Annotated in this window: 20 protein-coding genes; 11 read left to right on the top strand and 9 right to left on the bottom strand. The window is 66.8% G+C overall.

The features are described from left to right. From ACQR03_RS01645 to ACQR03_RS01635, 3 genes are all read left to right on the top strand, one after another. Complete coding sequence (locus ACQR03_RS01645; RefSeq protein WP_315749426.1) at positions 1 to 1,164, top strand: M20 aminoacylase family protein; 1,164 nt, start codon at positions 1 to 3, stop codon at positions 1,162 to 1,164. A 65-nt stretch (positions 1,165 to 1,229) separates the two neighbouring features. Continuing rightward, positions 1,230 to 2,651: an amidase gene (locus ACQR03_RS01640; RefSeq protein ID WP_315749425.1), complete on the top strand. Its 1,422-nt coding sequence runs from the start codon at positions 1,230 to 1,232 to the stop codon at positions 2,649 to 2,651. Between the two features lie 410 nt (positions 2,652 to 3,061). Next, positions 3,062 to 3,952, top strand: a complete 891-nt coding sequence (locus tag ACQR03_RS01635; RefSeq protein WP_315714716.1) for a crotonase/enoyl-CoA hydratase family protein — start codon at positions 3,062 to 3,064, stop codon at positions 3,950 to 3,952. A 195-nt stretch (positions 3,953 to 4,147) separates the two neighbouring features. Here the strand turns inward: ACQR03_RS01635 and ACQR03_RS01630 are convergent, their stop codons facing one another. From ACQR03_RS01630 to ACQR03_RS01615, 4 genes are all read right to left on the bottom strand, one after another. After that, positions 4,148 to 6,187, bottom strand: a complete 2,040-nt coding sequence (locus ACQR03_RS01630) for a methyl-accepting chemotaxis protein (protein WP_315749424.1) — start codon at positions 6,185 to 6,187, stop codon at positions 4,148 to 4,150. Positions 6,188 to 6,279: 92 nt separating this feature from the next. Further along, positions 6,280 to 7,257, bottom strand: coding sequence for an NADPH:quinone oxidoreductase family protein (locus tag ACQR03_RS01625; protein ID WP_315749423.1), 978 nt, complete (start codon positions 7,255 to 7,257; stop codon positions 6,280 to 6,282). Beyond that, entirely contained in the window at positions 7,257 to 7,862 is a 606-nt protein-coding gene (locus ACQR03_RS01620; protein ID WP_315749422.1) for a 2-hydroxychromene-2-carboxylate isomerase, read from the bottom strand. Before ACQR03_RS01620 ends, ACQR03_RS01625 begins: the two co-directional genes overlap by 1 nt. A 223-nt stretch (positions 7,863 to 8,085) precedes the next feature. Further along, complete coding sequence (locus ACQR03_RS01615; protein WP_315749420.1) at positions 8,086 to 8,790, bottom strand: glutathione binding-like protein; 705 nt, start codon at positions 8,788 to 8,790, stop codon at positions 8,086 to 8,088. Between the two features lie 137 nt (positions 8,791 to 8,927). Between ACQR03_RS01615 and ACQR03_RS01610 the strand changes: the two genes are divergently transcribed. Beyond that, the gene (locus tag ACQR03_RS01610; RefSeq protein WP_315714721.1) at positions 8,928 to 9,950 is read left to right on the top strand and encodes a methionine synthase; all 1,023 of its coding nucleotides are present in this window, start codon (positions 8,928 to 8,930) and stop codon (positions 9,948 to 9,950) included. 502 nt (positions 9,951 to 10,452) lie between these two features. Next, positions 10,453 to 13,659 (top strand): autotransporter domain-containing protein, encoded by a 3,207-nt coding sequence (locus ACQR03_RS01605; protein ID WP_316202215.1) that lies wholly within the window; start codon positions 10,453 to 10,455, stop codon positions 13,657 to 13,659. Between the two features lie 51 nt (positions 13,660 to 13,710). Here ACQR03_RS01605 and ACQR03_RS01600 read toward each other — a convergent pair whose 3' ends face one another. From ACQR03_RS01600 to ACQR03_RS01590, 3 genes are all read right to left on the bottom strand, one after another. Continuing rightward, positions 13,711 to 14,328 carry a hypothetical protein gene (locus tag ACQR03_RS01600; protein WP_316185307.1) on the bottom strand — a complete coding sequence of 206 codons (618 nt, stop codon included), beginning with the start codon at positions 14,326 to 14,328 and terminating at the stop codon, positions 13,711 to 13,713. 104 nt (positions 14,329 to 14,432) lie between these two features. Beyond that, entirely contained in the window at positions 14,433 to 14,954 is a 522-nt protein-coding gene (gene gpt / locus ACQR03_RS01595) for a xanthine phosphoribosyltransferase (RefSeq protein ID WP_315714724.1), read from the bottom strand. 38 nt (positions 14,955 to 14,992) lie between these two features. Further along, on the bottom strand, positions 14,993 to 15,730 hold the full coding sequence (locus ACQR03_RS01590) for a competence/damage-inducible protein A (protein WP_315759531.1): 738 nt from the start codon (positions 15,728 to 15,730) through the stop codon (positions 14,993 to 14,995). A gap of 229 nt (positions 15,731 to 15,959) precedes the next feature. Between ACQR03_RS01590 and ACQR03_RS01585 the strand changes: the two genes are divergently transcribed. From ACQR03_RS01585 to ACQR03_RS01565, 5 genes are all read left to right on the top strand, one after another. Beyond that, positions 15,960 to 17,378 (top strand): circularly permuted type 2 ATP-grasp protein, encoded by a 1,419-nt coding sequence (locus ACQR03_RS01585; RefSeq protein ID WP_315749414.1) that lies wholly within the window; start codon positions 15,960 to 15,962, stop codon positions 17,376 to 17,378. An 89-nt stretch (positions 17,379 to 17,467) separates the two neighbouring features. Further along, on the top strand, positions 17,468 to 18,412 hold the full coding sequence (locus ACQR03_RS01580) for an alpha-E domain-containing protein (protein ID WP_315714727.1): 945 nt from the start codon (positions 17,468 to 17,470) through the stop codon (positions 18,410 to 18,412). Between the two features lie 171 nt (positions 18,413 to 18,583). Further along, positions 18,584 to 19,432, top strand: a complete 849-nt coding sequence (locus ACQR03_RS01575) for a transglutaminase family protein (RefSeq protein ID WP_315826251.1) — start codon at positions 18,584 to 18,586, stop codon at positions 19,430 to 19,432. A gap of 234 nt (positions 19,433 to 19,666) precedes the next feature. Further along, complete coding sequence (locus tag ACQR03_RS01570) at positions 19,667 to 20,425, top strand: peptidase (RefSeq protein ID WP_315714729.1); 759 nt, start codon at positions 19,667 to 19,669, stop codon at positions 20,423 to 20,425. 34 nt (positions 20,426 to 20,459) lie between these two features. Continuing rightward, on the top strand, positions 20,460 to 21,215 hold the full coding sequence (locus ACQR03_RS01565; RefSeq protein WP_315714730.1) for an SDR family oxidoreductase: 756 nt from the start codon (positions 20,460 to 20,462) through the stop codon (positions 21,213 to 21,215). A 210-nt stretch (positions 21,216 to 21,425) separates the two neighbouring features. On the opposite strand, the gene ACQR03_RS01560 is transcribed toward ACQR03_RS01565, so the two are convergent. Then, positions 21,426 to 22,652, bottom strand: coding sequence for an MFS transporter (locus tag ACQR03_RS01560; RefSeq protein ID WP_434841518.1), 1,227 nt, complete (start codon positions 22,650 to 22,652; stop codon positions 21,426 to 21,428). A gap of 117 nt (positions 22,653 to 22,769) precedes the next feature. On the opposite strand from ACQR03_RS01560, the gene ACQR03_RS01555 reads away from it, so the two are divergent. Continuing rightward, the gene (locus tag ACQR03_RS01555) at positions 22,770 to 24,020 is read left to right on the top strand and encodes a NupC/NupG family nucleoside CNT transporter (RefSeq protein WP_316202217.1); all 1,251 of its coding nucleotides are present in this window, start codon (positions 22,770 to 22,772) and stop codon (positions 24,018 to 24,020) included. On the opposite strand, the gene ACQR03_RS01550 is transcribed toward ACQR03_RS01555, so the two are convergent. After that, positions 23,958 to 25,979 carry an acyltransferase family protein gene (locus ACQR03_RS01550; RefSeq protein WP_434841519.1) on the bottom strand — a complete coding sequence of 674 codons (2,022 nt, stop codon included), beginning with the start codon at positions 25,977 to 25,979 and terminating at the stop codon, positions 23,958 to 23,960. The genes ACQR03_RS01555 and ACQR03_RS01550 overlap by 63 nt on opposite strands. Positions 25,980 to 26,036 lie beyond the last annotated feature (57 nt).

Genomic DNA, 26,036 nt, shown 5'->3' with positions numbered 1-26,036 from the left:
ATGCCCACCATCGATCGCATCCAGGCTTACGCCGACGAGCTCACCGCCATCCGCCGCGACCTGCACGCGCATCCGGAGATCGGCTTCGAGGAGACGCGCACCTCCGGCATCGTGGCCGAGAAGCTTGCGCAATGGGGCATCGAGGTGCATCGCGGCCTCGGCGGCACCGGGGTGATCGGCGTGCTGAAGGGCAAGAACGACAGCGGCAGGAAGATCGGCCTGCGCGCCGACATGGATGCGCTGCCGATGGAGGAGAACACGAACCTGCCGTGGCGCTCGACCATCCCCGGCCGTTTCCACGGCTGCGGCCATGACGGCCACACCACGATGCTGCTCGGCACCGCGCGCTATCTCGCCGAGACCCGCAACTTCGACGGCACCGTGCACTTCATCTTCCAGCCGGCGGAGGAAGGCCTCGGCGGCGCACGCGCGATGATCAAGGACGGCCTGTTCCAGAAGTTTCCCTGCGACGAGCTCTACGGCCTGCACAACGCGCCGGACTTGGAGCACGGCGAGATCGCGATCCTGCCCGGTCCGGCAATGGCCGGCGCCGACTTCTTCGACATCCGGATTTCCGGCTACGGCGCTCATGGCGCCATGCCCGAGCGTTCCAAGGATGCGGTGGTGATCGCGACCAGCGTGGCGCAGGCGATCCAGACCATCGTCAGCCGCAATGTCGAGCCGCTGCAGGCCGCGGTCGTCTCGATCACGCAGATCCACGCCGGCTCGGCCTACAACGTCATTCCCGGCGATGCGTGGCTGTGCGGCACCGTGCGCGCGTTCTCGGATCCCGTGCGCGCGTTGGTCCGCGAGCGCATGCGCGCGATCTGCGCCGGCATGGCGGCCGCCTTCAATTGCGAGATCGATGTCGACATCCGCGACACGTTCAGCGTGCTGGTGAACCAGGAGGAGCAGTCCAAGGTCGTCGAGCAGGTCGCGCGCACCGTGGTCGATCCATCCAAGGTGCTGACGCGCTCGACGCCGAAGATGGGCAGCGAGGATTTCGCCGACATGCTGCAGACGATTCCCGGCGCCTATTTCTGGGTCGGCCATGACGGCTCGGTGCCGGTGCACAATCCCGGCTACGTGCTCGACGACAAGATCCTGCCGATCGGCGCCAGCATGTTCGCCCGCATCATCGAGACGCGGCTGCCGGCGGCCTAGCGCGACTGACATACGTCAATGAGCGGGCGGCAGATCGAGATGAACTTCGGCGTGGGAGTACCAGCATGCACAAGCCCGTCTCGGATGACGTCACCTCGCTTCACGATCTCTCCGCCGTCGACCTGATCGCCGGCTATCGCGCGCGCCAGTTCTCGCCGTCCGAGGTGATGGACGAGGTCCTGGCGCACGTGGCGGCGTGGGAGCCGCACATCAAGGCGCTGTATCTGCTCGACGCCGACGCCGCGCGGGCCGCGGCCGAGGCGTCGACCGCGCGCTGGGCCAATGACGAGCCGGCCGGCGTGCTCGACGGCGTACCGGCGACGGTGAAGGACAATCTCGCCACCAAGGGTCAGCCGATGCCGCTCGGCGCAGCCAGCGTCACGCGCACGCCGCTCGCCGCCGATGCGCCGCCGGTGGCGCGGCTGCGCGAGGCCGGCGCGATCATCTTCGCCAAGACCACGATGCCCGATTACGGCATGCTGTCGTCCGGCCTGTCGAGCTTCCATCCGCTGACGCGCAATCCATGGGATCTCCGCATGAACCCCGGCGGTTCGAGCGCCGGTGCGGGTGCCGCAGCCGCCGCGGGCTACGGTCCGCTGCATGTCGGCACCGACATCGGCGGCTCGATCCGGCTGCCCGCGTCGTGGTGCGGCCTCGTCGGATTGAAGCCGAGCTTCGGCCGCGTGCCGATCGACCCGCCTTATGTCGGCCGCGTCGCCGGTCCGATGACGCGCATCGTCGACGATGCCGCGCTGATGATGAGCGTGCTGTCCAAGCCCGACCGCCGCGACGGCACCAGCCTGCCGCCGTCGGACCTGCACTGGAAGGTCACGGAGAAGCCGGTGCGCAAGCTGCGCATCGGCCTGATGCTCGATCTCGGCGGCGTCGGCCAGCCACTGGAGGAGCCTGTGCGCGCGACGACCCTGGCTGCGGCGAAAGCGTTCGAGGACGCCGGCGCCGTGATCAGCGAGGTCAAGGGCTTCCTGACGCGCGAGATGCTCGACGGTCTCGACAATTTCTGGCGTGCACGGCTGTGGGACGATCTGGCGCGGCTGGCGCCCGAGGTGCGCGCGAAGACCCTGCCCTACATCCTGCGCTGGGCCGAACGCGGCGCCGCGCTCTCCGGCGTCGAAGTCGTCAGAGGCTTCAACGTCACGATGGCGCTACGCGCCGCCGCGGCAAGACTGTTCTGCGACTACGACTACATCATCTCGCCAGTCTCGCCCGGCGTGAAATTCCCCGCCGAGCTCGCCTCGCCGGTCAACGATCCCGAGAGGCCGTTCGAGCACATCACCTACACCGTGCCCTGGAACATGTCGGAGAACCCGGCAATCTCCGTCAATGCCGGCTACGACCCCGACGGCTTCCCGATCGGCCTGCAGATCGTCGGCCGCCGCTTCGATGATGTCGGCGTACTCGGGATGGCCAAGACGTTCGAGGGATTACGCGGCGAGCAGCGGCCATGGCCGATACCGCCGGCCTCCTGATTCGCGTCACCCCACTCCTTCCTCCGTCATTGCGAGCGAAGCGAAGCAATCCAGAGTCCCGCCCACGACTCTGGATTGCTTCGCTTGCGCTCGCAATGACGGGGAAAGAGCGTGGGCCACATCGCTGCCGGATCGCGTGCTGGGAGACCAATGAAAAGCGCGGCTCTTTGCCCGCCATGCGGAATGTCGGCACGATTTGACGCGGCCTCTCGCTGAACTATTGTACTCCCTATCGTCGATCCCAGTCGTCGTCATTCCGGGGCGTGCGAAGCACGAGCCCGGAATCCATACTCACGATGGTGGTTATGGATTCCGGGCCTGCGCCCAAGAGGGCGCATCCCGGAATGACGGCGGAGATTGTGGCACGAGCAAACAACTAATAAGCGCCACGACAACATCAGGAAGCGCCAATGGCCTATCAGACCATCCTCTACGACGTCGCCGACAAGATCCTCACCATCACGCTGAACCGGCCGGAGAAGCTCAACGCCTTCACCGGCACCATGATGGAGGAGCTGATCGACGCCTTCGATCGCGCCGACAAGGACGACGGCGTCAGGGCGATCATCGTCACCGGATCGGGCCGCGCGTTCTGCGCGGGTGCTGACCTCTCCTCCGGGGCCGACACGTTCGATCGCGATGCCAAGCGCGGACCGGTGAAGCGCCACGCCGATGGCCGCGTCGACTATTCCGATCCGCAGGTGCGCGATGGCGGTGGCCAGGTCACCTTGCGCATCTTCAAGTCGTTGAAGCCGGTCATCGCCGCGGTCAACGGCCCCGCCGTCGGCATCGGCGTCACCATGCAGCTCGCGATGGACATCCGCATCGCCTCTGACGCGGCGCGGTTCGGCTTCGTGTTCTCCCAGCGCGGCATCGTGCCGGAGGCGGCGTCGAGCTGGTTCCTGCCGCGCATCGTCGGCATCTCGCAAGCGCTGGAATGGTGCTACACCGGCCGCGTGTTTCCGGCGCAGGAGGCGCTCGCCGGCCGCCTCGTCAGCAAGGTCGTGCCGCCGGATGATCTGCTGCCCACCGCCCGTGCGCTGGCCCGCGAGATCGCCGACAAGACCGCGCCGGTGTCGATCGCGCTGATCCGCCAGATGATGTGGCGCATGATGGGCGCCGACGATCCGATGGAGGCGCACAAGGTCGACAGCCGCGGCATCTACGCGCGCGGCCGCTCCGACGACGTCAAGGAAGGCGTGGTGTCGTTCCTGGAGAAGCGCCCTGCGCAATTCAAGAACACGGTGACGGCCGATATGCCCGACTATTTCCCGTGGTGGGATGAGCGGGAGTATAAGTAGCGCCACGGCCCCAGGACACCATTTGGCAAAGAACGGCGTCCAGAGCGCCACGCGATAGATGGCGCGGTATGGGTCCTGGCTCAAGGCCGGGACGACGCCGCGTGGGCGGCAACTGCAACGACTCCATCAGCAGCACCAGGATCGCAATCAACCCCGGCAGCCAATCACCGCGCCAATCACATCGCGTGCGATCGCTCACGCCGCCTTGATGCCGCGAATGAAGTCGTCGACATGGCGGCGCATGCTCTCGGACTGACGCAGCAGCTCCGCCGACGCCCCGAGCACCTGGCTGGCGGTGGCGCCGGATTCGTTTGCGGCGGCCGTGACCTGCTGGATGTTCTGCGAAATTTCGTCGGTCCCCTTGGCTGCGTGCTGGACGTTCCGCGCCATCTCGCGCGTCGCCGCGCCCTGCTCCTCGACGGCATTCGCGATCGACGACGCGATCTCGTTCAGCTCGCCGATGGTCGTGGTGATGCCGCGGATGGCCCGGACGGCCTCGCTCGACACCTCCTGCATTCCGGAGATCTGCGCGCGGATCTCGCCGGTCGCCTTGGCGGTCTGCTCGGCGAGCAGCTTCACCTCGCCGGCGACGACGGCAAAGCCGCGGCCGGCTTCACCCGCCCGCGCGGCCTCGATGGTCGCATTGAGCGCGAGAAGATTGGTCTGGCCGGCAATGTCGCTGATCAGCCGCACGATGTCGCCGATCCGCTCGGCCATGCTGGAAAGGCCCTGCACGGTCTCGTTGGTCCTCTGCCCCTCCGCGGCCGCCTTCTGCGCCATGTCGGCCGACTGCGTCACCTGACCGCCGATGCCCGCGACCGAGCTCGACAGCTGGTCCGTCGCAGCGGCCATCGTCTGCATGTTGCTCGACGCGGCCTCGGTCGCCTGCGCAACGCTGCTCGCTTCACTGCAGGTCCGGCTCGCCGTCCGATTCATCACGGCGGCCGTCGATTCGAGCTGTGCCGAGGCTGAGATCACGCTGTCGATCACGGCCGCGATGTCACCGCTGAAACGGTCGGTCAGTTCGCCGACGCGCTTGGCTTTTTCGGCGCGCTGGCTCATCGCCTCCGCATCCCTGGCAGCGAGCTCGGCGCCATGGATCATGTTCTCCTTGAAGACCTGCACTGCCCTCGCCATCAGGCCGACCTCGTCGCGCCGATCGACCGCGTCGATTGCAGTGCTCACATCGCCCTTCGCCAGCCGCGTCATCGTATCGGCAAGGGCGTTGATCGGCCTGGTGATGCTGCGCGCCAGCGCAACGACGATCGCGAGGCTCAGCGCCAAGGCGACCAGCAGCAGCGCGCCGACGGCGGCGAGGCTGGCCGTGGCCGCGGCCTGCTTGCCGGCCATCAGCTCGGACAGCTCGACGGCCAGAGCGTCTTCGACCTGCTTCAGCAGATCGATCCGCAGCGTGGCCGCATCGAACCAGGCCTTGCTCGCAAGCCCTTTGAAATCACCGCTGACGCCGCCCTGCTCCACCACCTTGCGCATGGCAACGACGCCGTCGATCGCCGATCCCGTCATCGCCGCATCGAACGCCGCACGTCCTTTCGCCGAGGCGGCGGCGCGAAATCCCGCGAAATAGCTATCCTGCGCCGCAGCCAGCCCTATGGCGCGCGCGTAGGCGGCCTGCTCGAAGCGACCGGCGGCAAGGCCTCCCGCCACGACCGCGCGCTCCAGGCCGGCGCGCTCCTTGCCTTCGGTCAGATTGCCATAGGCAATGATCGCCTTGGAGATATCGTCGTCGTCGCTGAGCCTCGATATGCCGCTGATCAGGCTGATCAGCCGGCTGACGATCTCGGTGAGCGAGCTGACCGCTGCCGCCGGCGTGACGGCTTGGGCATCGATGTCGCCGCGGCGGCGATCGAGCTGCGTCAACGCCTGTTCGCCCGCCTGCGCCGCCTCGGCCAGTGCGGCGCTCCGGCGCAGCCCGTCCAGCGCGGCAACCGCGTGCGCGCGCTCGCCATCGGTCAGCTTGCGCTGCTGATCCAGCTCGGCACGCATCTGCGTGCCCTTGCTGCTCAGAAATGCCGACGACATGCCGCGCTCACGCTGCAGCTCATGAACGAAGCGGCTGAGCCTGGCGACGGCGTCCGCCGCCGGCTGCATGCGCGTCATCTCGACACGCACCGCCCATTTCGTGGAAATCTCGTAGGCCGCCAACGCGGCCAGTGTGACGATGGGCAGCAATGCAGACAGGGCTATGCGGTGAAGTATCTTCGACGTCTTCAACATGATCGGCCTCGACCTGTCCGATCACTCTATGAATCCAGTGGTAAAAAAATACACAGCCCCATCCGCCGAATTTTTGGGCAGACGCCTGCCAACTAATCCATCACCAGCGCGACGCGTCCGATGGCCCTGCGCTCGATCAGAAGCCGCATCGCCGATGCGTAATTGTCGAACGGCACGCGGTGGGAGACGTTGGGCCGCAGCTTGCCTTGCTCCGCGAACGCGAGCAGTGCAGCCATCCGTCGCTCGCCCAGCTCGGGATCCTTCCGCACCGCCTCGCCGGCGCGAACGCCGAGCACGCTTGCGCCCTTCATGAGGATCAGATTGGTGCGTGCGAGCCCGATGCCGCCGGTGAAGCCGACCACCAGCAGCCGCGCGCCCCAGGCGATGCAGCGCACGCTGTTCTCGAACACCTCGCCGCCGACGGGATCGAACACGACGTCGACGCCGCGGCCATCGGTGATGTGTTTGACGGCGTCGCGGAACGGCCCGCGTGAATACAGAATGAGATGATCGGCGCCACGCGCGCGTGCCACCGCGAGTTTCTCCTCCGACGACGCCGCCGCGATCACCGCTGCGCCGAGCAGCTTGCCGATCTCGACGGCGGCGAGGCCAACGCCACCGCCGGCGCCGTGCACCAGCAGCGTCTCGCCGGGCTTGAGCTGGCCGCGATCGACCAGGGCGTGATGGGCGGTGCCGTGGCCGGCGAGATAGGTCGCGCCTTCCGCGTAGTCGAAAGTCGACGGCAGCGGCGTGAGCTGGCTGGCCGCAACCACCGCCTCCTCCGCATAGGCGCCGAAGCGCATGCGGACGATCACCTTGTCGCCGACGGCGCGGCCGGTCACGGCGGCCCCGGTTTCGACGACGTCACCGGCGGCCTCGACGCCGGGCGTGAACGGCAGCTCAGGCTTGAGCTGATACTCGCCGGCCGCCATCAGTATGTCCGGAAAGTTGATGCCGGCAGCGCGGATCTTCACCCGCACCTCGCCGTCACCGAGTGAGCGCGGCGGTAGGGCCTCCAGCCGCAGCGTCTCCGGCGGACCGAGCTCGCGGCAGACGATCGCACGCGGCATCAGGCGCGCCCCTTCGCCCGCGCCAGCGCCTCGCGGATCAGCGGCAGGCGATCATTGCCGAAATACATGTCGGTCACGTCGAGGAAGATCGTCGGCGAGCCGAAGCCGCCGCGCTTGACGACCTCCTCGGTGTTGATGCGCAGCTGGTCCTTGATGCCCTGCTGCGCGATCCCATCGAAGAACGCCTTCGGATCTATGCCGACGCGCCGGCACACCTCGGTCAGCACCGCATCCTGCGAGATGTCCTGGTCCTCGCCCCAATAGATCTCGAACACGGCCCGCGCGAACGGCACCATGTCCTGGCCCAGCCAGATGCAGCCGCGCATCGCCTTGACGCTGTTCACCGGAAACACCAATGGCGGCATCTTGATCTTGAGCCCGGCCGAGCGGGACCAGTCGTCGAGGTCCTTCAGCGTGTAGGCCGCCTTGGCCGGCACCGGCTTCTCGCGCTGCGCATAGACGCTGGGATTGACGGTGTTGAAGATGCCGCCGACCAGGATCGGCCGCCAGACGATGTCGACGCCGAATTCTTGCGCGAGCGGTTGGATGTTGTGGAAGGCGAGATAGGTCCAGGGGCTGGAGCAGTCGAAGAAGAATTCGATCATGTGTGTTTCCTCAAGGTCTTGATAAGTTCGCCTTTGCGCGCGCAAAAATCCGGAGTGTGGTCGTGGCCCTGGATTGCTTCGCTTCGCTCGCAATGACGGAGAGAGTTGGTGCAAACCACTCTTTCCGTCATTGCGAGGAGCGTAGCGACGAAGCAATCCAGGGGCTGCAACATACGGTCTGGATGGCTTATCCCCATGCTCCTCGCGATGCCGCGGAGCTCGCTCACGACCGCCCCGTCATCTCCTTCGCGCGCGCGCCGAACATCACATGACGCGACTGCTCGTTGAACGGCTCCTTGACGAACTTGCCGATCGCCAGCCCCGCCTGCAGCTTGGGCCGCGCGCGCAGGTCCGCGTACCAGCGCTGGATGTCGGGATAGTCGTCGAGCGTGAATCCCTGGGCCTTATGCGTCATCATCCAGGGAAAGCAGGCGATGTCCGCGATCGAATAGTCGTCGCCGGCGACATAGGCGCCGGTCTTGCCGAGCTGCACGTCGAGCACGTGGAACAGCCGTGCGACCTCGTCGCGGTAGCGCTGGATCGCGTAAGGGATCTTCTCAGCCGCATAGAGCGCGAAATGGCCGTGCTGCCCCATCATCGGTCCCAGTCCGGCCATCTGCCACATCACCCATTGGATGACACGCGAGCGCGCCCGCGTCTCCTGCGGCAGGAAACGGCCGGTCTTGTCGGCGAGATAGATCAGGATGGCACCGGTCTCGAACACCGGGAACGGCGCGCCGCCGTCGGCCGGCGCGTGATCGACGATCGCGGGAATCCGGTTGTTCGGGCTGATCGCCAGGAACTCTGGCTTGAACTGGTCGCCGGCGCGGATGTCGACGGGAATGACGGTATAGGGCAGCCCGAGTTCCTCGAGCATGATCGAGATCTTCCAGCCGTTCGGCGTCGGCGCATAATGGAGATCGATCATCCTTCCACGATTCCTTCCCCGGACCATTATGCCGCGCTGCGGAACACGCGAGGCGGCTTCGTTCTTCTGTACCTGAAGGGTAAGCCATGGCAGACAGGCGCTCAAGCCTGACCGCCTTTATGCTGGAGAGTTCGACCATGCTGTTTCCATCGACCATCGCAGGCTCGCTGCCGAAGCCGGAATGGCTGGCCGAGCCCAACGTGCTGTGGGCTCCGTGGAAGTCGAAGGGCGAGGAGCTGGCGCGTGCCAAGCGCGATGCGACGATCCTGGCGCTGAAGCTGCAGGAGGATTCCGGCATCGACATCCTCACCGAGGGCGAGCAGTCGCGCCAGCATTTCGTGCACGGTTTCCTGGAACGTGTCGAGGGCATCGACTTCGCCCACAAGGTCGAGATGGGCATCCGCAAGGACCGCTACAAGGCGATGGTACCGCAGGTGGTGGCGCCGCTGTCGCTGAAGGGCCGCGTCCATGGCGACGAGGCGCGGATCGCGCGCACGCACACCACGCGCGCGCTGAAGTTCACGCTGCCCGGACCGATGACCATCATCGACACCATCGCCGACAATTACTACGGCGACCGTGTGAAGATGGCGTTCGCCTTCGCCGAGCTGCTGAACCAGGAGGCCAAGGCGCTGCACGACGACGGCATCGACATGATCCAGTTCGACGAGCCCGCCTTCAACGTCTACATGGACGAGGTGCGCGACTGGGGCATCAAGGCGTTGGAGCGCGCCGCCGAAGGGCTGACCTGCCCGACTGCCGTGCACATCTGCTACGGCTACGGCATCAAGGCCAACACCGACTGGAAGGAGACGCTGGGCGGCGAGTGGCGGCAGTATGAGGAGACCTTCCCGGTCATCGACGCCAGCACCATCCAGCAGGTCGCCGTCGAATGCCGCAATTCGAAGGTGCCGATCGAGCTGCTCGGCCTGCTCAAGAACAAGATCGTGCAGGCCGGCGTCATCGACGTCGCCAGCGACGCGATCGAGACCGCCGAGGACGTCTGCAAGACCCTCGAGGACGTCATGAAGGTGGTGCCGAAGGAGAACATCATCGCCACCACCAATTGCGGCATGGCGCCGATGCGGCGCGAGATCGCCGAGGCCAAGCTGATGGCGCTCGGCACCGGCGCAAAGCTGGCACGGCAAAGGTTTGCCTGACTCAGATGTCAGGTCAGACCCGAGGCAAGGGCGTCGACGGCTCGCCGCCCCCCGAGGCATCGCGCTCGGGGCCCTGGCTCAATCGCGATCGCGCCGGGAGGCGACACGCACACGGGCCTGGAATCAAAGTAAGAGCGCATCCGAGGTGAGCACGGCCTCACCACGCGCGATTCGCCGCAACAGCACGGCCGCGCCTTTGCTGCCCCTGCACGACCGCCGCGATGGCCACGTCAGCCTTTCATATGCACTGCTCTGTGTTTTGCGGCAGATCGCAGCGATCATCGATCACGGTCGCCGGATGCGGAAAATCTATCCTTGGTAGCAAAATACCAGACGCACAACATTCCCGACGCTGTGTGTCTTTGCTGCGCTTGACAGTATGTGTCCTAACATTTCATTTCTTGGCCACAAGTGTGGCGTGAATTTTTTGCTGCTTAATCCAGTTCGTATCTGACCTCCGCTTTCATTATTGGGGAATGCAATGGCTTGCCTTGCGAGAACGATGTTTGCTGCGCCGAAGTCGCGGCGCTGGCTGACCCTCTCGGTTCTTCTTGCGGGCACCATGTTGAGCACCCAGGCCCTGGCGATCGATGTCGCCAACCAGACCGACTGGAATACGGCGGTGGCAGCGGTCGCGGCCGCCGGCGCCAACTCGACCGTCACCATCAACATCACCAGCGGCTTCACGCTGTCGAGCTCGCTTGCGCAACTGCAGGCCGCCAACAGCAACGTCACGGTGAACATCACCGGCAACGGCCAGACGATCAACGGCGCCTCCTCGTTTCAGGGCATCGTCGTCAACGGTGCCAACGCGCCGACCGTGAACATCTCCAGCCTGGCGATCACCAACACGGCCGCGATCGGCGGCAACGGCCAGAACGGCCAGAACGGCTATTATAGCGGCGGTCTGGCCTATGGCTCCGGCGGCGGCGGCGGTGGCGGTCTCGGTGCCGGCGGCGGCCTGCTGGTCGGCAGCGGCGCCAACGTCACGATCGCCGCGGTGACCTTCACCAGCAACAGCGCCACCGGTGGCGCCGGCGGCAATGGCGGCAGCGCACAGAATGCGGCGGCCGACCCGGTGAATGGCGGCAACGGCGGCGCGGGCGGTGCCGCGAACAACGGCGGTGCCAGCGGCGGCGGCGGCGCGGGCGGCACCGGCGGACATACCGGCACGCAAGGCACGGCCGGCACCGCGGGCGCCGCGCTCGGCGACGGCGGCGGTGGCGGCGGCGGCTCAGGCACCACCAACAGCAACACCTACACCAACAACAATCCGGGCGGCACCGGCAACGCCAATGGCGGCAACGGCGGCACCGGCGGCGACGGCGCGACGAATGCCAGCGGCGCGGGCGGGCCTGGGCCCGGCTCCGACGGCGGCGCCGGCGGCAATGGCGGCGCAGCCAATGGCGGCGCCATCTATGTCGCCACCGGCGGCACGCTGACGATTCTCGACTCGCCGATTTCGGGCAACACCGTCACCGGTGGCGCCGCCGGCACCCCCGGCATCGGCATCGGGCCAAGCGCCATCAACGGGTTTTCGGCAGCGGCCGGTGCAGCGCAGGGCGCCGGCATCTTCCTGAGCGGCGTGACGGCCAATATCAGCGTGTCCGGCGGCACCGTGACCTACGGCGACTCCATCGGCGGCACCGGACTGACGACCGGCGGCGTCAACACGGCGATCAACAAGACCGGCATCGGCACGTTGGTGCTGTCGGCGACCAATACGTTCACCGGCAACGTCAACATCAGCGCCGGCACGCTCTCGGTCGGCGCCACCGCCAATCTCGGCAACGTCGCCAACGACGTGATCATTTCCAATGGCGGCACTTTGGCGGTCACCGGCACGACGACGTTCGCCAACGGCCGCGACTTCAAGATTGCCGGGCTGTCGACGATCGACGTAGCCGGCGCGACCACGACCACGTTGCAAGGCATCGTCGGCGACGGCGCCTCCGCCGGCACCCTGGTGAAGGCGGGCGGCGGCATCCTGCTGCTCTCGGGCACCAACACCTACACCGGCGCGACCAATGTCGACGCCGGTACGCTGCGCGCGGGCTCGGCCGGCGCGTTCGGCGCCAGCACGGTGTTCAGCGTGCTGTCCGGCGCCACGCTGGATCTCAACGGCTTCAACAAGACGTTCGGCACGCTGAGCGGAGATGGCACCGTCACCGGCGCCAACGCGACGATCTCAGGTTCGTTCGCGCCGGGCAACGGCACCCCGGCGTCCTCCATGGCTATCGTCGGCAACCTCGCGTTCCAGTCGGGCGCGCAATACCTGGTGCAGGTGAATCCGAGCACGGCGTCGTTCGCCACCGTCACCGGCACTGCGACGCTCGGGGGCGCCGCCGTCACCGCGACCTTCGCAAACGGCAGCTACATCTCCAAGCAATACACCATTCTCACCGCCACCGGCGGCGTCAGCGGCACCTTCGGCGGCGTCACCAACACCAACCTGCCGGCGGGCTTCAGCGCGACGTTGAGCTACGACGCCAACAACGCCTTCCTCAATCTGACGATGGGCTCGTCGGGGAACATCAACCAGCAGAACGTCAGCAACGCGCTCAGCAACTACTTCAACACGAACGGCAGCATTCCCGTCGTCTTCACCGGCTTGACGCCAGCGGGACTGACGCAGATCTCGGGCGAGACCGCGACCGGCTCGCAGCAGACGACGTTCAATGCGATGACGCAATTCATGGGCGTCATGACCGATCCGTTCGTCGGCGGCCGCGGCGACCAGGGCTCTGCGCCCAGCGGCGCGATCGGCTACGCGGAGGAGACGCTCGCTTTTGCTTCCAAGCGCAATCCGAACGACGCGCTGGCCGCGATCTACACCAAGGCGCCGGCCGCGCCCGTGGTCAGGCCGGGCTGGAGCGTGTGGGCAGCCGGCTTCGGCGGCTCGCAGACCACTGATGGCAACACCGCGCTCGGGTCCAACAATACCACCAGCAACATCTACGGCACGGCCGTCGGCGCCGACTACCGCTTCTCGCCGTCCACGATCGCCGGGTTCTCGATGGCCGGCGGCGGCACCACGTTCAGCGTCGCCAATGGCGGCAGCGGCCGGTCCGACCTGTTCCAGGCCGGCGCCTTCGTCCGGCACACGGTCGGCCCGGCCTATATCTCCGCGGCATTGGCCTATGGCTGGCAGAACATCACCACCAACCGCACCGTGACCGTGGCCGGCGTCGACCAGCTGCGGGCCAATTTCGACGCCAACACCTTTGCCGGCCGGGTCGAGGGCGGCTATCGCTTCGTGTCGCCCTGGATGGGGTTCGGGATCACGCCCTACGCCGCGGCGCAGTTCACGACGTTCAGCCTGCCGGGCTATGCGGAGAATGCGGTCTCCGGCGCCAATACCTTCGCGCTGCGCTTTGGATCGCAGAACGTCACCGATACGCGGTCGGAGCTGGGCCTGCGCACCGATAAGGCCTATGCGCTGGCTGATGGCGTTTTCACGCTGCGCAGCCGCTTCGCCTGGGCCTATGACTTCAACCCCAGCCGGTCGGCCGGGGCCACGTTCCAGACCCTTCCGGGCGCATCCTTCGTCGTCAACGGCGCGCGGCAGGCGCAGAATTCAGCGCTGACCACGGTCTCCGCTGAAATGAAGTGGCGGAATGGCTGGTCGGCCGCCGCGAGCTTCGAGGGCGAGTTCTCGGATGTGACCCGCAGCTACGCCGGCAAGGGCATCGTGCGCTACACGTGGTGACGCGCGGAGCTCCGCGCGGCACATCCGCGCGGCGCCCCGATCACCCGACGGTCAGGTCATCGCGCTCGGATGCAGCACCGGCGCATAGCCCGCCTGGATCGCGCGCAGCGTCGAGGGCGGGGTCAGCAGCAACGCGTCGGTGATCCCTGCGCGTGGCGCGTCATAGCCCGCCGCCGACCAGGGCAGCGCCCTGCCTTTTCGGATCAGAAAGCTCTCCTCGCCTGCCTGCACCATGGCCCCGTCAGGCAAGGCGGCGAGCGGCGTCGGCAGCGGATGCAGGCGCTTGCGACCGCGATCGAGGCGCTCGCGATGGAGCACGCGATCAATCTCGGAGATGCGCAGAGCCCCGACGCCGTTGCCCTCTTGCCATGCGGCGCGAAACCTCTTGGCGTCGTCGCGCCGGCAATAGAAGCAGGGGCGATGGCCGGCGGCGAGCGCGGTCGCCTCGTCAAGGAAGAACAGCTCGGTCCAGCTTTGCGTTGCCATGACCTTTCGGCGCTTGCCGCGAAACTCGCACAGGCAGACCAGCCAGGCGGGGCTCGACCAGCGCTTCCGCAACAGCGTCTTCGTCGCGGGGTCGTGGATGATGCCGCGATTTCCGGTGAAGAGGCCGCGATGCGGCGCGGCGACGATATCGCCCATCGGCGTGACGCGGTTCTGCAGCGGCATGGCGAGCCTTCGGCTGGCGAATAGCGAATGGGGAGTAGCGAATAGCGAACGCCTCGCCCACCCGAATTCCCTATTCGCTACTCCCTATTCGCCACTCTCCGGGCTTACGCCGCCCCGTCGCGCAGTGGCGGCGCGAACGACAGCGCGGTGTCCCAGGGGAAGAAGATCCAGGTGTCCTGCGACACCTCGGTGATGAAGGTGTCGACCAGCGGTCGGCCCTTCGGCTTGGCATAGACGGTGGCGAAATGGGCGTCGGGGAGGATCTCGCGGACCATGCGTCCGGTCTTGCCGGTGTCGACGAGATCATCGACGATCAGGAGCCCCTTGCCGGTGCCGCCGCCGAGTTGCGCCGTGTCGGCCGAGATGCCCTTCAGGACCTGCAGCTCGCCCTGCTTGGTGTGGTCATAGCTCGCGATGCAGATCGTATCGATGACGCGCACGCCAAGCTCGCGCGCCACGATCGCCGCCGGCACCAGTCCGCCGCGGGTGATGGCCACGACGGCATGAAACGGCCCGATCTCGTTCAGCCGCCAGGTCAGCGCCCGGCAATCGCGATGAAACTGGTCCCAGGACACCGGGAAGGCCCGGCCCGCGCGCTCCTCTGCACTCAAAGTCTTGTCTGGCATCTCATCTCGTCCGCGAGTTCTCGACAGCTGCACCTGCTTTAGCGCGTCACGTTGAGCCCGGCGAGCATCTCCTTCACGGCTGCCATCGCGGCCGACAGCTTATCCTGGTCGCGCGAGCGCACGACGAGATGCGTGTTCGGCTTCTGATCCTCGTCGATGAAGGGATAGCTGCCGATGATGGTGTCCGGATGCGCCTTGGCGATCTCGCGCAGGGGGCCGCCGATATCGCCCTCGCGGGCATTGGCGCGCACGGTCTCCGACAGCATGCGCACGCCCGATTTCAGCTTCGGCGCGACGATGTCCATCATCGCCTGCATGATCGACGGCACGCCGGCCATGACGATGACGTTGCCGAGCTTGAAGCCGGGCGCCAGGATGGTGGCGCTCTGGATCAGCTCGGCGCCGTCGGGGATGCGCGCCATGCGCAGCCGCGCCTCGTTGAGCTCCTGCTCGCTCCAGCGCTCGCGGAAGCGCGCCACCACCTCGGGATGGTGGTCGATGCCGACGCCGAACGCCTTGGCGATCGCATCCGCGGTGATGTCGTCATGGGTCGGACCGATGCCGCCGGTGGTGAACACATAGGTGTAGCGATGCCGCAGCGCATCGAGCGCCGCGATGATGTCCGGCTCGTCGTCGGAGACCACCCGGACCTCCTTGAGGTCGATGCCGAGATTGGTGAGGTATTCGGCGATGAAGCCGATGTTCTTGTCCTTGGTGCGGCCGGACAGGATCTCGTCGCCGATGACCAGCAACCCCGCGGTGACGATCTCGCTCATGGTTTCTCCTCGCATCTGTCGTCTCTTTTGGCCCGCCACGGCGCCAATGTCATCCGGAACGTCGCAGTCTATGCCGCGGATTTGAGCACCACGCAGCCGGTTTTTCGGGCACGGCCTTCGCACCCCCCCACGAAATGCCGCAGGAGAATGCATATCGCGCTGGCCCGCCCCTTGCTACCATCCCGAGGAGTCATGCAGTGTATGGCGAGGCTGGGACACACGGGCATCTATGGCAGTTGCGTTCGACGAAATGAACGGGCCGGGCGGCGAGGTCCGTCAGGCGTATCAGGAGCTGTCGCGGTGGCTGAAGGAAACGCCGCCGGAGGCGCTCGAGTATCGCCGCCACGAGGCAGAGCTGTTGTTCCGGCGAATCGGCATCACCTTCGCGGTCTATGGCGAGGCGGAGGCGCAGGAGCGGCTGATCCCGTTCGACGTCATCCCGCGCATCCTCTCGGGCAAGGAATGGACCCTGCTGGAGAAGGGACTGAAGCAGCGCGTCAAGGCGCTGAACATGTTCCTGCGCGACATCTATCATGGCCGGGACATCCTCCGCGCCAACGTCATCCCGGATGACTTGATCTTCCAGAACCCGGTGTTCCGCCCGGAGATGAACGGCCAGGACGTGCCGCACGACGTCTACGTCCATATCGCCGGCATCGACATCGTCCGCGTCGACGCCAACGACTTCATCGTGCTCGAGGACAACGCGCGCACGCCGTCGGGCGTGTCCTACATGCTGGAAAACCGCGAGATCATGATGCGGCTGTTTCCGGACCTGTTCGCGCGCCACCGCGTCGCGCCGGTCGAGCGCTATCCGGACGAATTGCTGTCGGCGTTGCGCTCGGTGGCGCCGCTCAGCGCCTCGGCCGAGCCGACGGTAGCGCTGATGACGCCGGGCATCTACAACTCCGCCTATTACGAGCACTCGTTCCTGGCCGACAAGCTCGGCATCGAGCTGGTCGAGGGCCGCGACCTCATCGTCAAGAACGACGAGGTGTTCATGCGCACCACCGAGGGGCTGAAGCGGGTCGACGTGATCTACCGCCGCGTCGACGACGACTTCCTCGACCCCCTCACCTTCCGCCCGGATTCGGCGCTCGGCGTGCCCGGCCTGATGTCGGCCTATGTTGCCGGCAACGTGACGCTCGCCAACGCGGTCGGCACCGGCATCGCCGACGACAAGGCGATCTACTCCTACATGCCCGATGTCGTGAAGTTCTATCTCGGCGAGGAGCCGATCCTGAAGAACGTGCAGACCTGGCGCTGCCGTGAGCCGCAGGATCTGTCCTACGTGCTCGACCATCTCGGCGAGCTCGTCGTCAAGGAGGTGCACGGCTCCGGCGGCTACGGCATGCTGATCGGCCCGGCCGCCACCAAGGCGACCATCGAGGCGTTCCGCGACAAGCTGAAGCGCGAGCCGGAGGGCTTCATCGCGCAGCCGACGCTGGCGCTGTCGACCTGCCCGACCTGCGTCACGTCAGGGCTGGCACCGCGCCATGTCGATTTGCGCCCGTTCGTGCTGACCGGCCGCGACCGCACCACCATCGTGCCCGGCGGCCTCACCCGCGTGGCGCTGAAGGAAGGCTCGCTGGTGGTGAATTCCAGCCAGGGCGGCGGCACCAAGGACACATGGGTGCTGGATGAGTAAGCCTCGCCGCCCTCGCTTCACGCGCTTCGTTCCCGTGCATGCCTTCCCCCTCGCCGGGGCGGGTTCACATCGCACCTCATAGATTGCCCATGCTGTCGCGCACCGCCGAAAATCTGTACTGGCTGGCCCGCTACGTCGAGCGCGCCGAGTACCTCGCCCGCACCATCGACGCCACCCTGCGCGTCACGGCGCTTCCCGCGGCCTATATCGGCAAGACCAATGAGTGGGAATCGGCGCTGATGACCGCCGGCGTCAACGTCAGCTTCTACGAGCATTACTCCGAGGCCAACGAGCAGAACGTCGTCGAATATCTCTCGTTCAACCAGTCGAACCCGTCCTCGATCAAGAACTGCATCGAGGCCGCCCGCCTCAACGCCCGCTCGGTGCGGACGGCGCTGACGTCGGAGATGTGGGACACCCTCAACGGCTCCTGGATCGAGCTCCAGGAGGTCTGGAGCAAGGGCACCAAGACGCGCGAGGAGCTGGCGCGCTTCCTGCGCTTCGTGCAGGAAACCTCGCTGCGCTTCGACGGCTCGGCCTACCGGACCATGCTGCGCAACGACGCCTACTGGTTCTCGCGGCTCGGGCTGCATCTGGAGCGCGCCGACAACACCGCCCGCATCCTCGACGTCAAATATCACGTGTTACTGCCCGAGGAGGAGCATGTCGGCGGCCCGCTGGACTATTATCAGTGGACCTCGATCCTGCGTTCGGTCTCGGCGCTCACGGCCTATCACTGGGTCTATCGCGAGACGCTGAAGCCCTGGCTGATCGCGGACCTGCTGATCCTCAACGACACGCTGCCGCGCTCGCTGGCAAGCTGCTACGGCAACCTCGTCCGCAATCTCGACCAGATCGGCGTCGCCTATGGCCGCCAGGGGGCCGCGCAGCGCCATGCCCGCGGCGTCCGCAACCGGCTCGACCACTCCAACATGGACGACATTTTCCAGCGCGGCGTGCACGAGTTCATCCAGGAGTTCATCGCCGACAATTCACGGCTCGGAGAGATCATCACCAAGCAGTATCTGATCTGAGCGCCTGGAGCGCGGCGAATACGGCGATGGGCGGCCGTCGGACTGTGACTGCGAGACCACGTCCGGCACCCGGCCCCTACCCTCCGCCCGAGGGATCCTCCTTCCCCCTTTCAGGGAGAGGTGAAACGAGCTACCGCGGACAGTACATCTGACGAAGACTGGTCGACCGCCATGCGCCTGCGTATCTCCCATTCCACCACCTACCGCTACGAGCCGGCGGCGACCGGCGCGATCCAGATCATCCGCATGACGCCCGGCAGCAATGACGGCCAATATGTGGCGGAGTGGCAGATCGACGTGTCGACCGATTCCCGCCTCGACATGCACGAGGACGCATTCGGCAACATCACCCACGTGATCACGCATGGCGCGCTCGAGGACCTCACGATCACCGCCGAAGGACTGGTCGAGACCCACGACACCGGCGGCGTGCTGAAGGGAGCGGACGAACGCTTCCCGCCCAGCTTCTTCCTCCGGCAGACGCCGCTCACGGCCGCAAATGCGGCCATGGCCGCCGTCGTGCGCGATCTGCGCGCGGAGTCGGAGAGCGACGTACTCGGCCTCCTGCACACGCTGATGATGCAGGTCTACGAGCACATGACCTTCGACGAGGATCCGACCCACAGCGGCACCTCGGCAGCGGAAGCCTTCGTGCTGAAGCGCGGCGTCTGCCAGGACTATGCGCATATCTTCATCGCCTGCGCGCGCGCCGCCGGCATTCCCGCGCGTTTCGTATCCGGCCACTTCCTGCGTTCCGATGGTGCAGTGCACCAGGAGGCCGGCCATGCCTGGGCGGAAGCCTATGTACCGGATCTCGGCTGGGTCGGTTTCGATGCCGCCAACTGCATCTGCACCACCGACGCTCATGTCCGGGTCGCGATCGGGCTCGATTATCTCGGTGCGGCGCCGGTGCGCGGCACACGCTATGGCGGCGGCACCGAGACGCTCACCGTGAAAGTGAAGGTCGAGCAGGTCGGCCGCGGCGGTCCGTCGCAATCCCAGTCGCAGCGGCAGTCCTGAATTCTGGAACGCGCGCTCCAGCCATGGTGTCGTTCCGGGGCGCGCGAAGCGCGTGCCCGGAATCCATCGGGCGGCAGAATGCACGGAGGGATGGATTCCGGGCTCGTCGCTTCGCTCCGCCCCGGAATGACGACCTTTTGTGGAGCGACCGCTCATTCCGGCTTCGACATTGGCGGGGGTGGACGGGAGGCCGATTTTCGCTAGTAATTCGCGCAATGGCTCGAGGGGACTGAGATGACCTATTGCTGCGGAATTCTGGTGCGTGACGGCCTCGTCATGATCGCGGACACCCGAACCAATGCCGGTCTCGACAACGTCTCGACCTTCCGCAAGCTGCACATCTTCTCCAATCCGGGCGAGCGCATCGTGGCGGTCGCCAGCGCCGGCAATCTCGCCATCAGCCAGTCCGTCCTATCGACCTTGACTGAAGGGATGGAAGACCCCGACACCGGCGAGGTGGAGACGCTGATGAACGCGCCGACCATGTTCCAGGCGGCGCAGCGTATCGGCAAGGCGATCCGCATGGTGCACGCCACCGAAGGGCCGGCCCTGAAGGCCGAGGACATCTCGTTCGACGTCTCGTTCCTGTTCGGCGGCCAGATCAAGGGCTCGCGGATGCGGCTGTTCATGGTCTACACCGCCGGCAACTTCATCGAATGCACCACCGACACGCCCTATCTGCAGATCGGCGAGCACAAATACGGCAAGCCGGTGCTCGACCGCGCCATGCATTACGACGTCGAGCTCTACGAGGCGCTGAAGACGGGCCTGATCTCGATGGACTCGACGATGCGCTCCAATCTCGGCGTCGGCCTGCCGATCGACGTGCTGGTCGTGCGCGCGGAGGCCTGCGAGGCCGACCTCAATCATCGCATCGAGGCCGGCGAGCCCTATTTCCACGATCTCCGCTCGCGCTGGTCGGCGGCCCTGCGCGCTGCGCATAACAACATTCCAAGGCCGCCCTATAAGACTCAGAGCGAGTCAAAACACTGAAACTGCAAAACACTTGAACTGAAGGTGAGGAAACATGGCTGAAGCGGCAAAGAAGATCGCGCTGGTGACAGGCGCAGGCACGGGGGTCGGCCGCGCCGCATCGCTCGCGTTGATGAACTCCGGCTTCACCGTGGTGCTGGCCGGTCGCCGCAAGGAGATGCTGGAGGAGACCGCCAAGCTCGGCCCAGCCGGCATGAGCCTCCCCGTCTCCGCCGATATGATGGACCCCGCCTCGATCGCGGCGCTGTTCGACACCGTGAAGTCGACCTACGGCCGGCTCGACGTGCTGTTCAACAATGCCGGCATGGGCGCGCCACCGGTGCCATTCGAGGACCTCACCCTGCAGCAATGGCAGTCGGTGGTGGCGACCAACCTCACTGCGCCGTTCCTGTGCACGCAGCACGCCTTCCGCATCATGAAGGATCAATCGCCGCGCGGCGGCCGCATCATCAACAACGGCTCGATCTCGGCGCACGCGCCGCGGCCGTTCTCCTCGCCCTACACCTCGACGAAGCACGCGATCACGGGTCTGACGAAAGCGTCGAACCTCGACGGCCGCGCCTATGACATCGCGGTCGGCCAGATCGACATCGGCAACGCCGAGACGCCGATGACCGAGCGCATGGTCGGCGGCGTGCTGCAGCCCGACGGCCGCATGATGCCGGAGCCGCGCATGGACGTGAAGGCGGTCGGCGACGCCGTCGCCTACATGGCCAGCCTGCCGCTCGACGCCAACGTCCTGTTCATCACGGTGATGGCGACAAAGATGCCGTTCGTCGGACGGGGGTGATCACTTCTTTCAGATCCCGCTCCCTGCTCTCTCCACTCGTCATTCCGGGGCATCGCGCAGCGCGAGCCCGGAATCCATAGCCACACGCGGTGGTGTGGCGCGAGATGGATGTGGCATTTATCTTCGTCACACGACGTCTCATGGTGGTGGATTCCGGGCTCATCGCTGCGCGATGCCCCGGAATGACGGAGAGAGCGCGGCCGGCTCGCCCTACTCCAACCGCTCCACCTTCCGCAGCTCGGGAAACAGCGTCATCCACGCCAGCGCGATCGCGATGGTGCCGACGCCGCCGAGGATGGCGGCGGGCATGGCCCCTAGCAGCGCGGCGGTGACGCCGCTCTCGAACTGGCCGAGCTGGTTGGAGGCGTTGATGAACAGGAAGTTCACCGCGCCGACGCGACCGCGCATCTCGTTGGGCGTGGCGAGCTGAACGAGAGAAAAGCGGATCACGACGCTGACGGTGTCGGCGGCGCCGAGAACGGCGAGCGCAGCGACCGAGATCCACATCACATGCGAGACGGCGAACACGACCGTCGCCGCACCGAACACGATGACCGCCTGGAACATGCGCAGGCCGACGCGCCGCCGAATGGTGTAGCGCGCCAGCACCGCCGTCATCGCCAGCGCGCCGACCGCGGGCGCGGCGCGCAGCACGCCGAGCCCGAACGGCCCGGTGTCGAGAATATCGCGCGCGTAGATCGGCAGCAGCGCAGTGACGCCGCCGAGCAACACCGCGAACAGATCGAGCGAGATGGTGCCGAGGATCGCCGGATTGGCGCGGATGAAGCGGACGCCGGCGAACAGATCGTCCTTGCTGCCCTCGAGCCGCTCGGCCGGCACGTCATCAGGCACCTGCATCAGGCCGGTCAGGGCCATGCCTCCGATCCAGAACAGCATCATGATGCCGTAGGGCACACCGGGCGCGACCGCATAGGCGAAGCCGCCGATCGCAGGCCCCGCGATGGTCGCGAGCTGCGCTGCACCGCTGGACAGCGCGCTGGCCCGCTGCAAGGTCCCGGACGGCGCGATCAGCGGCAGCAGCGCCGCCGTGGCCGGGCTTTCGAAGGCGCCGGCAATGCCGAGCACGAAGACGGCCGCGAACAGCTGGAATTCGCCGAGCTGACCGGCGTAAGCGCCCCAGCACAGATAGAGCGCCGTCAGCGCCTCGACGAGCTGACAGAGCTGCACGACGCGCTTGCGCTGGAATCGGTCGGCGGCGCTGCCGGCGACGAACACCAGCAGTGCCGTTGGCAGGAACTGGATCAGCCCGACCATGCCGAGATCGAAGGCGCGCCCGGTCAGGTCGTAGATCTGCCAGCCGATCGCCACCGCCGCGATCTGGCTCGCAAAGCGCGACAGGCTGCGGGACGACAGGAAGAACAGGAACGCGCTTTGCTTCAAGAGATCGCGCGCGCCGATCGGGAAGGTGGACGACATGATGGCGCCTGCGTGACGCAGCCCTCACTGCTTGTCAATCGCGGGCCCCGCATGGCCGCGCGGCATTGCACGCGGCAGTTCCCTGCGCCCATAATGAAACGGGGTTCGGGGGATCTGATGCTTCAGCTGCAATCGGCGTTCGGGATAATCGCACTGCTCGCGATCGCATGGGCGCTCGGTGAAAACCGGCGCGCGGTGTCGTTGAAGCAGGCCGGGCTCGGGCTGGTGGTGACGCTCGTGACGGCCATCGTCCTGCTCAAGGTGCCCGCCGTCGCCCGCGCGTTCGGCGCCATCAACGACGTCGTGGGCGCCATCTCGTCGGCCTCCCGGGCCGGCACCTCCTTCGTCTTCGGCTATGTCGGCGGCGGCGCCCTGCCCTTCGAGCTGAAGGCGCCCGGTGCCGATTTCGTGCTCGCCTTCCAGGCGCTGCCGATCGTGCTGGTCATGAGCGTGCTCACGACGCTGTTGTTCTACTGGCGCGTGCTGCCGCCCTTGGTGCGCGGCATGGCCTGGCTGCTGGAGCGCACCCTCGGCGTCGGCGGCGCGGTCGGCCTGTCGACCGCCGCTAATGTCTTCCTCGGCATGGTCGAAGCGCCGCTGTTCATCCGGCCGTATCTGGCGCAGATGACGCGAAGCGAATTGTTTCTCGTCATGACCGGCGGCATGGCCGGCATCGCCGGCACCGTGCTGGTGCTCTACGCCACGCTGCTGGCGCCACTGATCCCGGATGCCGCCGCGCATTTCGTCATCGCCTCGGTGCTCGGCGCGCCGGCGTCGATCTTGGTCAGCCTGATCATGGTGCCGGAGACGTCGAAGCAGCTCACCGGCGGCGCGCTCGGCGATCCTGGGACTCAGGCCACCTCGACCATGGACGCGATCGTCAAGGGTACCAGCGCCGGGCTCGAACTCTTGATGAACATCGTGGCGCTGCTGCTGGTGCTGGTCGCGCTGGTGCATCTCGCCAACGCGATCCTGTCGCTCTTGCCCGCCATCGGCGGCGCCGACATCTCGCTGCAGCGGCTGCTCGGCCTCGTGATGGCGCCGGTGTGCTGGCTGATGGGCCTGCCGTGGTCGGAGGCCGTCACCGCCGGCGGCCTGATGGGCACCAAGACGGTGCTGAACGAGCTGATCGCCTATGTCGAGCTGGCCAAGCTCGATGCAGGCGCGCTCGATCCGCGCGCGCGGCTGATCATGCTGTACGCGATGTGCGGCTTCGCCAACTTCGCCAGCCTCGGCATCATGATCGGCGGCCTCGGCACCATGGCGCCGACCCGGCGCGACGAGATCAACGCGCTCGGCCTGAAATCAATCGTCTCCGGCACCCTCACCACCTGCCTGATGGGTGCGATCGTCGGCCTGCTGACGTGAGCTGAGCTCGGTCGTCATCGGCAGCAGTTGCGGCACGATCCTCGCCATCACGAGCTGGGAGCCCTCCGCCGTGAGATGCGCATGATCGAACGACAGCGGGACGTCGCCGACCGTGAGCGGACAGCGGCTGTTCTCGCAGACCGCCGACAGGATCGAGATGTAGGACAGGCCTTCGCCACTCGGCAGCGCCGCCTGCATGGCCGCATCCAGCGCGAAGATGTCCGAGCGGACGAAAGCCACGGGATCCGGAGTCGCGCCGCGCAAGGTGGCGCGCGCCAGCATCGACGGCAGCCGCGCCCGGAATTGCACGGAGGGGCCGAGCAGCACCACCGGAATGCCGGCATCATTGAGCCGAGACAGGGTCGACCTGAGGTCGCGCACCATTCCGGCAAAGCGCGGCGATCGGGCATCTTCGAGCCAATCTGCTGACATCACCACCAGATCGGGCCGGTGTGCCGCGAAGTAGTCGCGCATCTGGGCCGCCAGCGCGCGGCAGGCGGCCACGCCCTGCGTCTCCGCGCTGAAGGTCGGCATGCAGGTGGGCTGGCTCGCCTGCATGATGTTGACGGTGTCCGGATCGAGCTCGGCCTTGAGGCCGTGGTAGTAGTGCGCCGCAAAGCTGTCGCCCCACAGCAGCAAATTGGTCTTGCCTGGCACTGGACGGAGACAATCCTCGGGCACGCGCCCGTCCGGCGTCGTGAAGCAGGTGCCGTAGCGATAGACCGGCTTCATGTCGTAGGCGTTGTAGGCGTCCAGCCGCTGCGCCGCGCGGTCGGCGTCCGACACGGCGCCGGCGCGCAGCAGGCCGACGCCGCTGCCGGCCAGCAGCAGCAGGCTCGCCACCGCCGCGAGACCGAACGCGGCGCGCGGAGTCGCCGCGAGCCGGCGGTTGCGGAACGGTTGCTCGATGAAGCGCCACGACAGCGTGGCGACCGCGACCGTCAGGACGAACAGGGCCGCCCGCTCCCAGCCGTCGAGCGCGAGGCCGGGCTTGGCGAAGCGCGCGAAGGCGAACAACGGCCAGTGCCACAGATACAGCGAATAGGAAATGCGGCCGAAGAACGCCGCCACGCCGAGCGGCGATAGCGGGCTACGCGGCACGTTGGCCACGCGGGCGCCGCTCCACAGGAACAGCGCGGCGCCGAGGCATGGCGCCAGCGCGTCGACGCCGGGGAAACCCGGTCCGGGGCGCAGCGCCAGAATCGGCACCGCCATCAGCAGCAGCGACAGCGCGCGGGCGCCGCGCCGGGCGAGACCAGGCCGCGGTGCGGGAAGGCCGGATATCGCGACCAGGCTGCCGAGCAGGAATTCCCAGGCGCGCGGCGGGCTGAGGAAGAATGCGCTCGCGGACGCGCCGCCTCGCATCAGCAGCAAACCGAGCGCGAACGAGCCGGCAGCCAGCAGCGCCAGCGTGAAAGTCAGCGCCAGCCTGCGGCCGCGCGCTAGCAGCAACACGGCCCAGACCACGATCGGCAGCACCAGATAGAACTGCTCCTCGACCGCGAGCGACCAGGCGTGCAGCAGCGGCTTCTCCACCGCGGCGTGGTCGAAATAGCCCGACTGCTGCCAGAAGAAGATGTTCGAAGTGAAGGTGACGACGGCGGCCGCGGAACGGAAGAATTCGGCGCGCTCGGAGCCCAGCATGTCCTGCGACGCCGGGAGCGCCGCGAACGCCACCATGGCGTAGAGCGCCGGCAGCAGCCGCCGCACCCTCCGCTCGTAGAATTGCACGAACGAGAAGCGGCCCGCCGCGATCTCCGCGGCGATGATGCCGGTGATCAGGTAGCCGGAGATGACGAAGAAGATGTCGACGCCGACGAAGCCGCCGAAGATCGCCGGCGCCTCGAAATGGAATGCGACGACGGAGAGCACCGCGATGGCGCGCAGCCAGTCGATGTCCTCGCGATGTCCTACACCCGAAGCCGAGCCGGCGCCCGCGCTGGCGAAGCGGGGCTGCATCGATGCGCGCGTGCGAGGCGCGCGCGGGATCGTGGGAGCGAACTGGACGACGAAGCG

The organism is Bradyrhizobium sp. HKCCYLS3070 (assembly GCF_051167575.1).
Classification (GTDB): domain Bacteria; phylum Pseudomonadota; class Alphaproteobacteria; order Rhizobiales; family Xanthobacteraceae; genus Bradyrhizobium.
Note: the sequence above shows the minus strand (reverse complement) of the source record. Positions and strands in the feature narration are given on the sequence as shown.

Coding starts and splice junctions, on each gene's coding strand:
- ACQR03_RS01630 (WP_315749424.1), bottom strand. CDS start 6,187: ATGTTGAAGACGTCGAAGATACTTCACCGCATAGCCCTGTCTGCATTG.
- ACQR03_RS01645 (WP_315749426.1), top strand. CDS start 1: ATGCCCACCATCGATCGCATCCAGGCTTACGCCGACGAGCTCACCGCC.
- gpt (WP_315714724.1), bottom strand. CDS start 14,954: ATGCCAGACAAGACTTTGAGTGCAGAGGAGCGCGCGGGCCGGGCCTTC.
- ACQR03_RS01580 (WP_315714727.1), top strand. CDS start 17,468: ATGCTGTCGCGCACCGCCGAAAATCTGTACTGGCTGGCCCGCTACGTC.
- ACQR03_RS01605 (WP_316202215.1), top strand. CDS start 10,453: ATGTTTGCTGCGCCGAAGTCGCGGCGCTGGCTGACCCTCTCGGTTCTT.
- ACQR03_RS01570 (WP_315714729.1), top strand. CDS start 19,667: ATGACCTATTGCTGCGGAATTCTGGTGCGTGACGGCCTCGTCATGATC.
- ACQR03_RS01615 (WP_315749420.1), bottom strand. CDS start 8,790: ATGATCGATCTCCATTATGCGCCGACGCCGAACGGCTGGAAGATCTCG.
- ACQR03_RS01590 (WP_315759531.1), bottom strand. CDS start 15,730: ATGAGCGAGATCGTCACCGCGGGGTTGCTGGTCATCGGCGACGAGATC.
- ACQR03_RS01560 (WP_434841518.1), bottom strand. CDS start 22,652: ATGTCGTCCACCTTCCCGATCGGCGCGCGCGATCTCTTGAAGCAAAGC.
- ACQR03_RS01600 (WP_316185307.1), bottom strand. CDS start 14,328: ATGCCGCTGCAGAACCGCGTCACGCCGATGGGCGATATCGTCGCCGCG.
- ACQR03_RS01620 (WP_315749422.1), bottom strand. CDS start 7,862: ATGATCGAATTCTTCTTCGACTGCTCCAGCCCCTGGACCTATCTCGCC.
- ACQR03_RS01565 (WP_315714730.1), top strand. CDS start 20,460: ATGGCTGAAGCGGCAAAGAAGATCGCGCTGGTGACAGGCGCAGGCACG.
- ACQR03_RS01625 (WP_315749423.1), bottom strand. CDS start 7,257: ATGCCGCGTGCGATCGTCTGCCGCGAGCTCGGTCCGCCGGAGACGCTG.
- ACQR03_RS01575 (WP_315826251.1), top strand. CDS start 18,584: ATGCGCCTGCGTATCTCCCATTCCACCACCTACCGCTACGAGCCGGCG.
- ACQR03_RS01555 (WP_316202217.1), top strand. CDS start 22,770: ATGCTTCAGCTGCAATCGGCGTTCGGGATAATCGCACTGCTCGCGATC.
- ACQR03_RS01585 (WP_315749414.1), top strand. CDS start 15,960: ATGGCAGTTGCGTTCGACGAAATGAACGGGCCGGGCGGCGAGGTCCGT.
- ACQR03_RS01640 (WP_315749425.1), top strand. CDS start 1,230: ATGCACAAGCCCGTCTCGGATGACGTCACCTCGCTTCACGATCTCTCC.
- ACQR03_RS01550 (WP_434841519.1), bottom strand. CDS start 25,979: ATGCAGCCCCGCTTCGCCAGCGCGGGCGCCGGCTCGGCTTCGGGTGTA.
- ACQR03_RS01610 (WP_315714721.1), top strand. CDS start 8,928: ATGCTGTTTCCATCGACCATCGCAGGCTCGCTGCCGAAGCCGGAATGG.
- ACQR03_RS01635 (WP_315714716.1), top strand. CDS start 3,062: ATGGCCTATCAGACCATCCTCTACGACGTCGCCGACAAGATCCTCACC.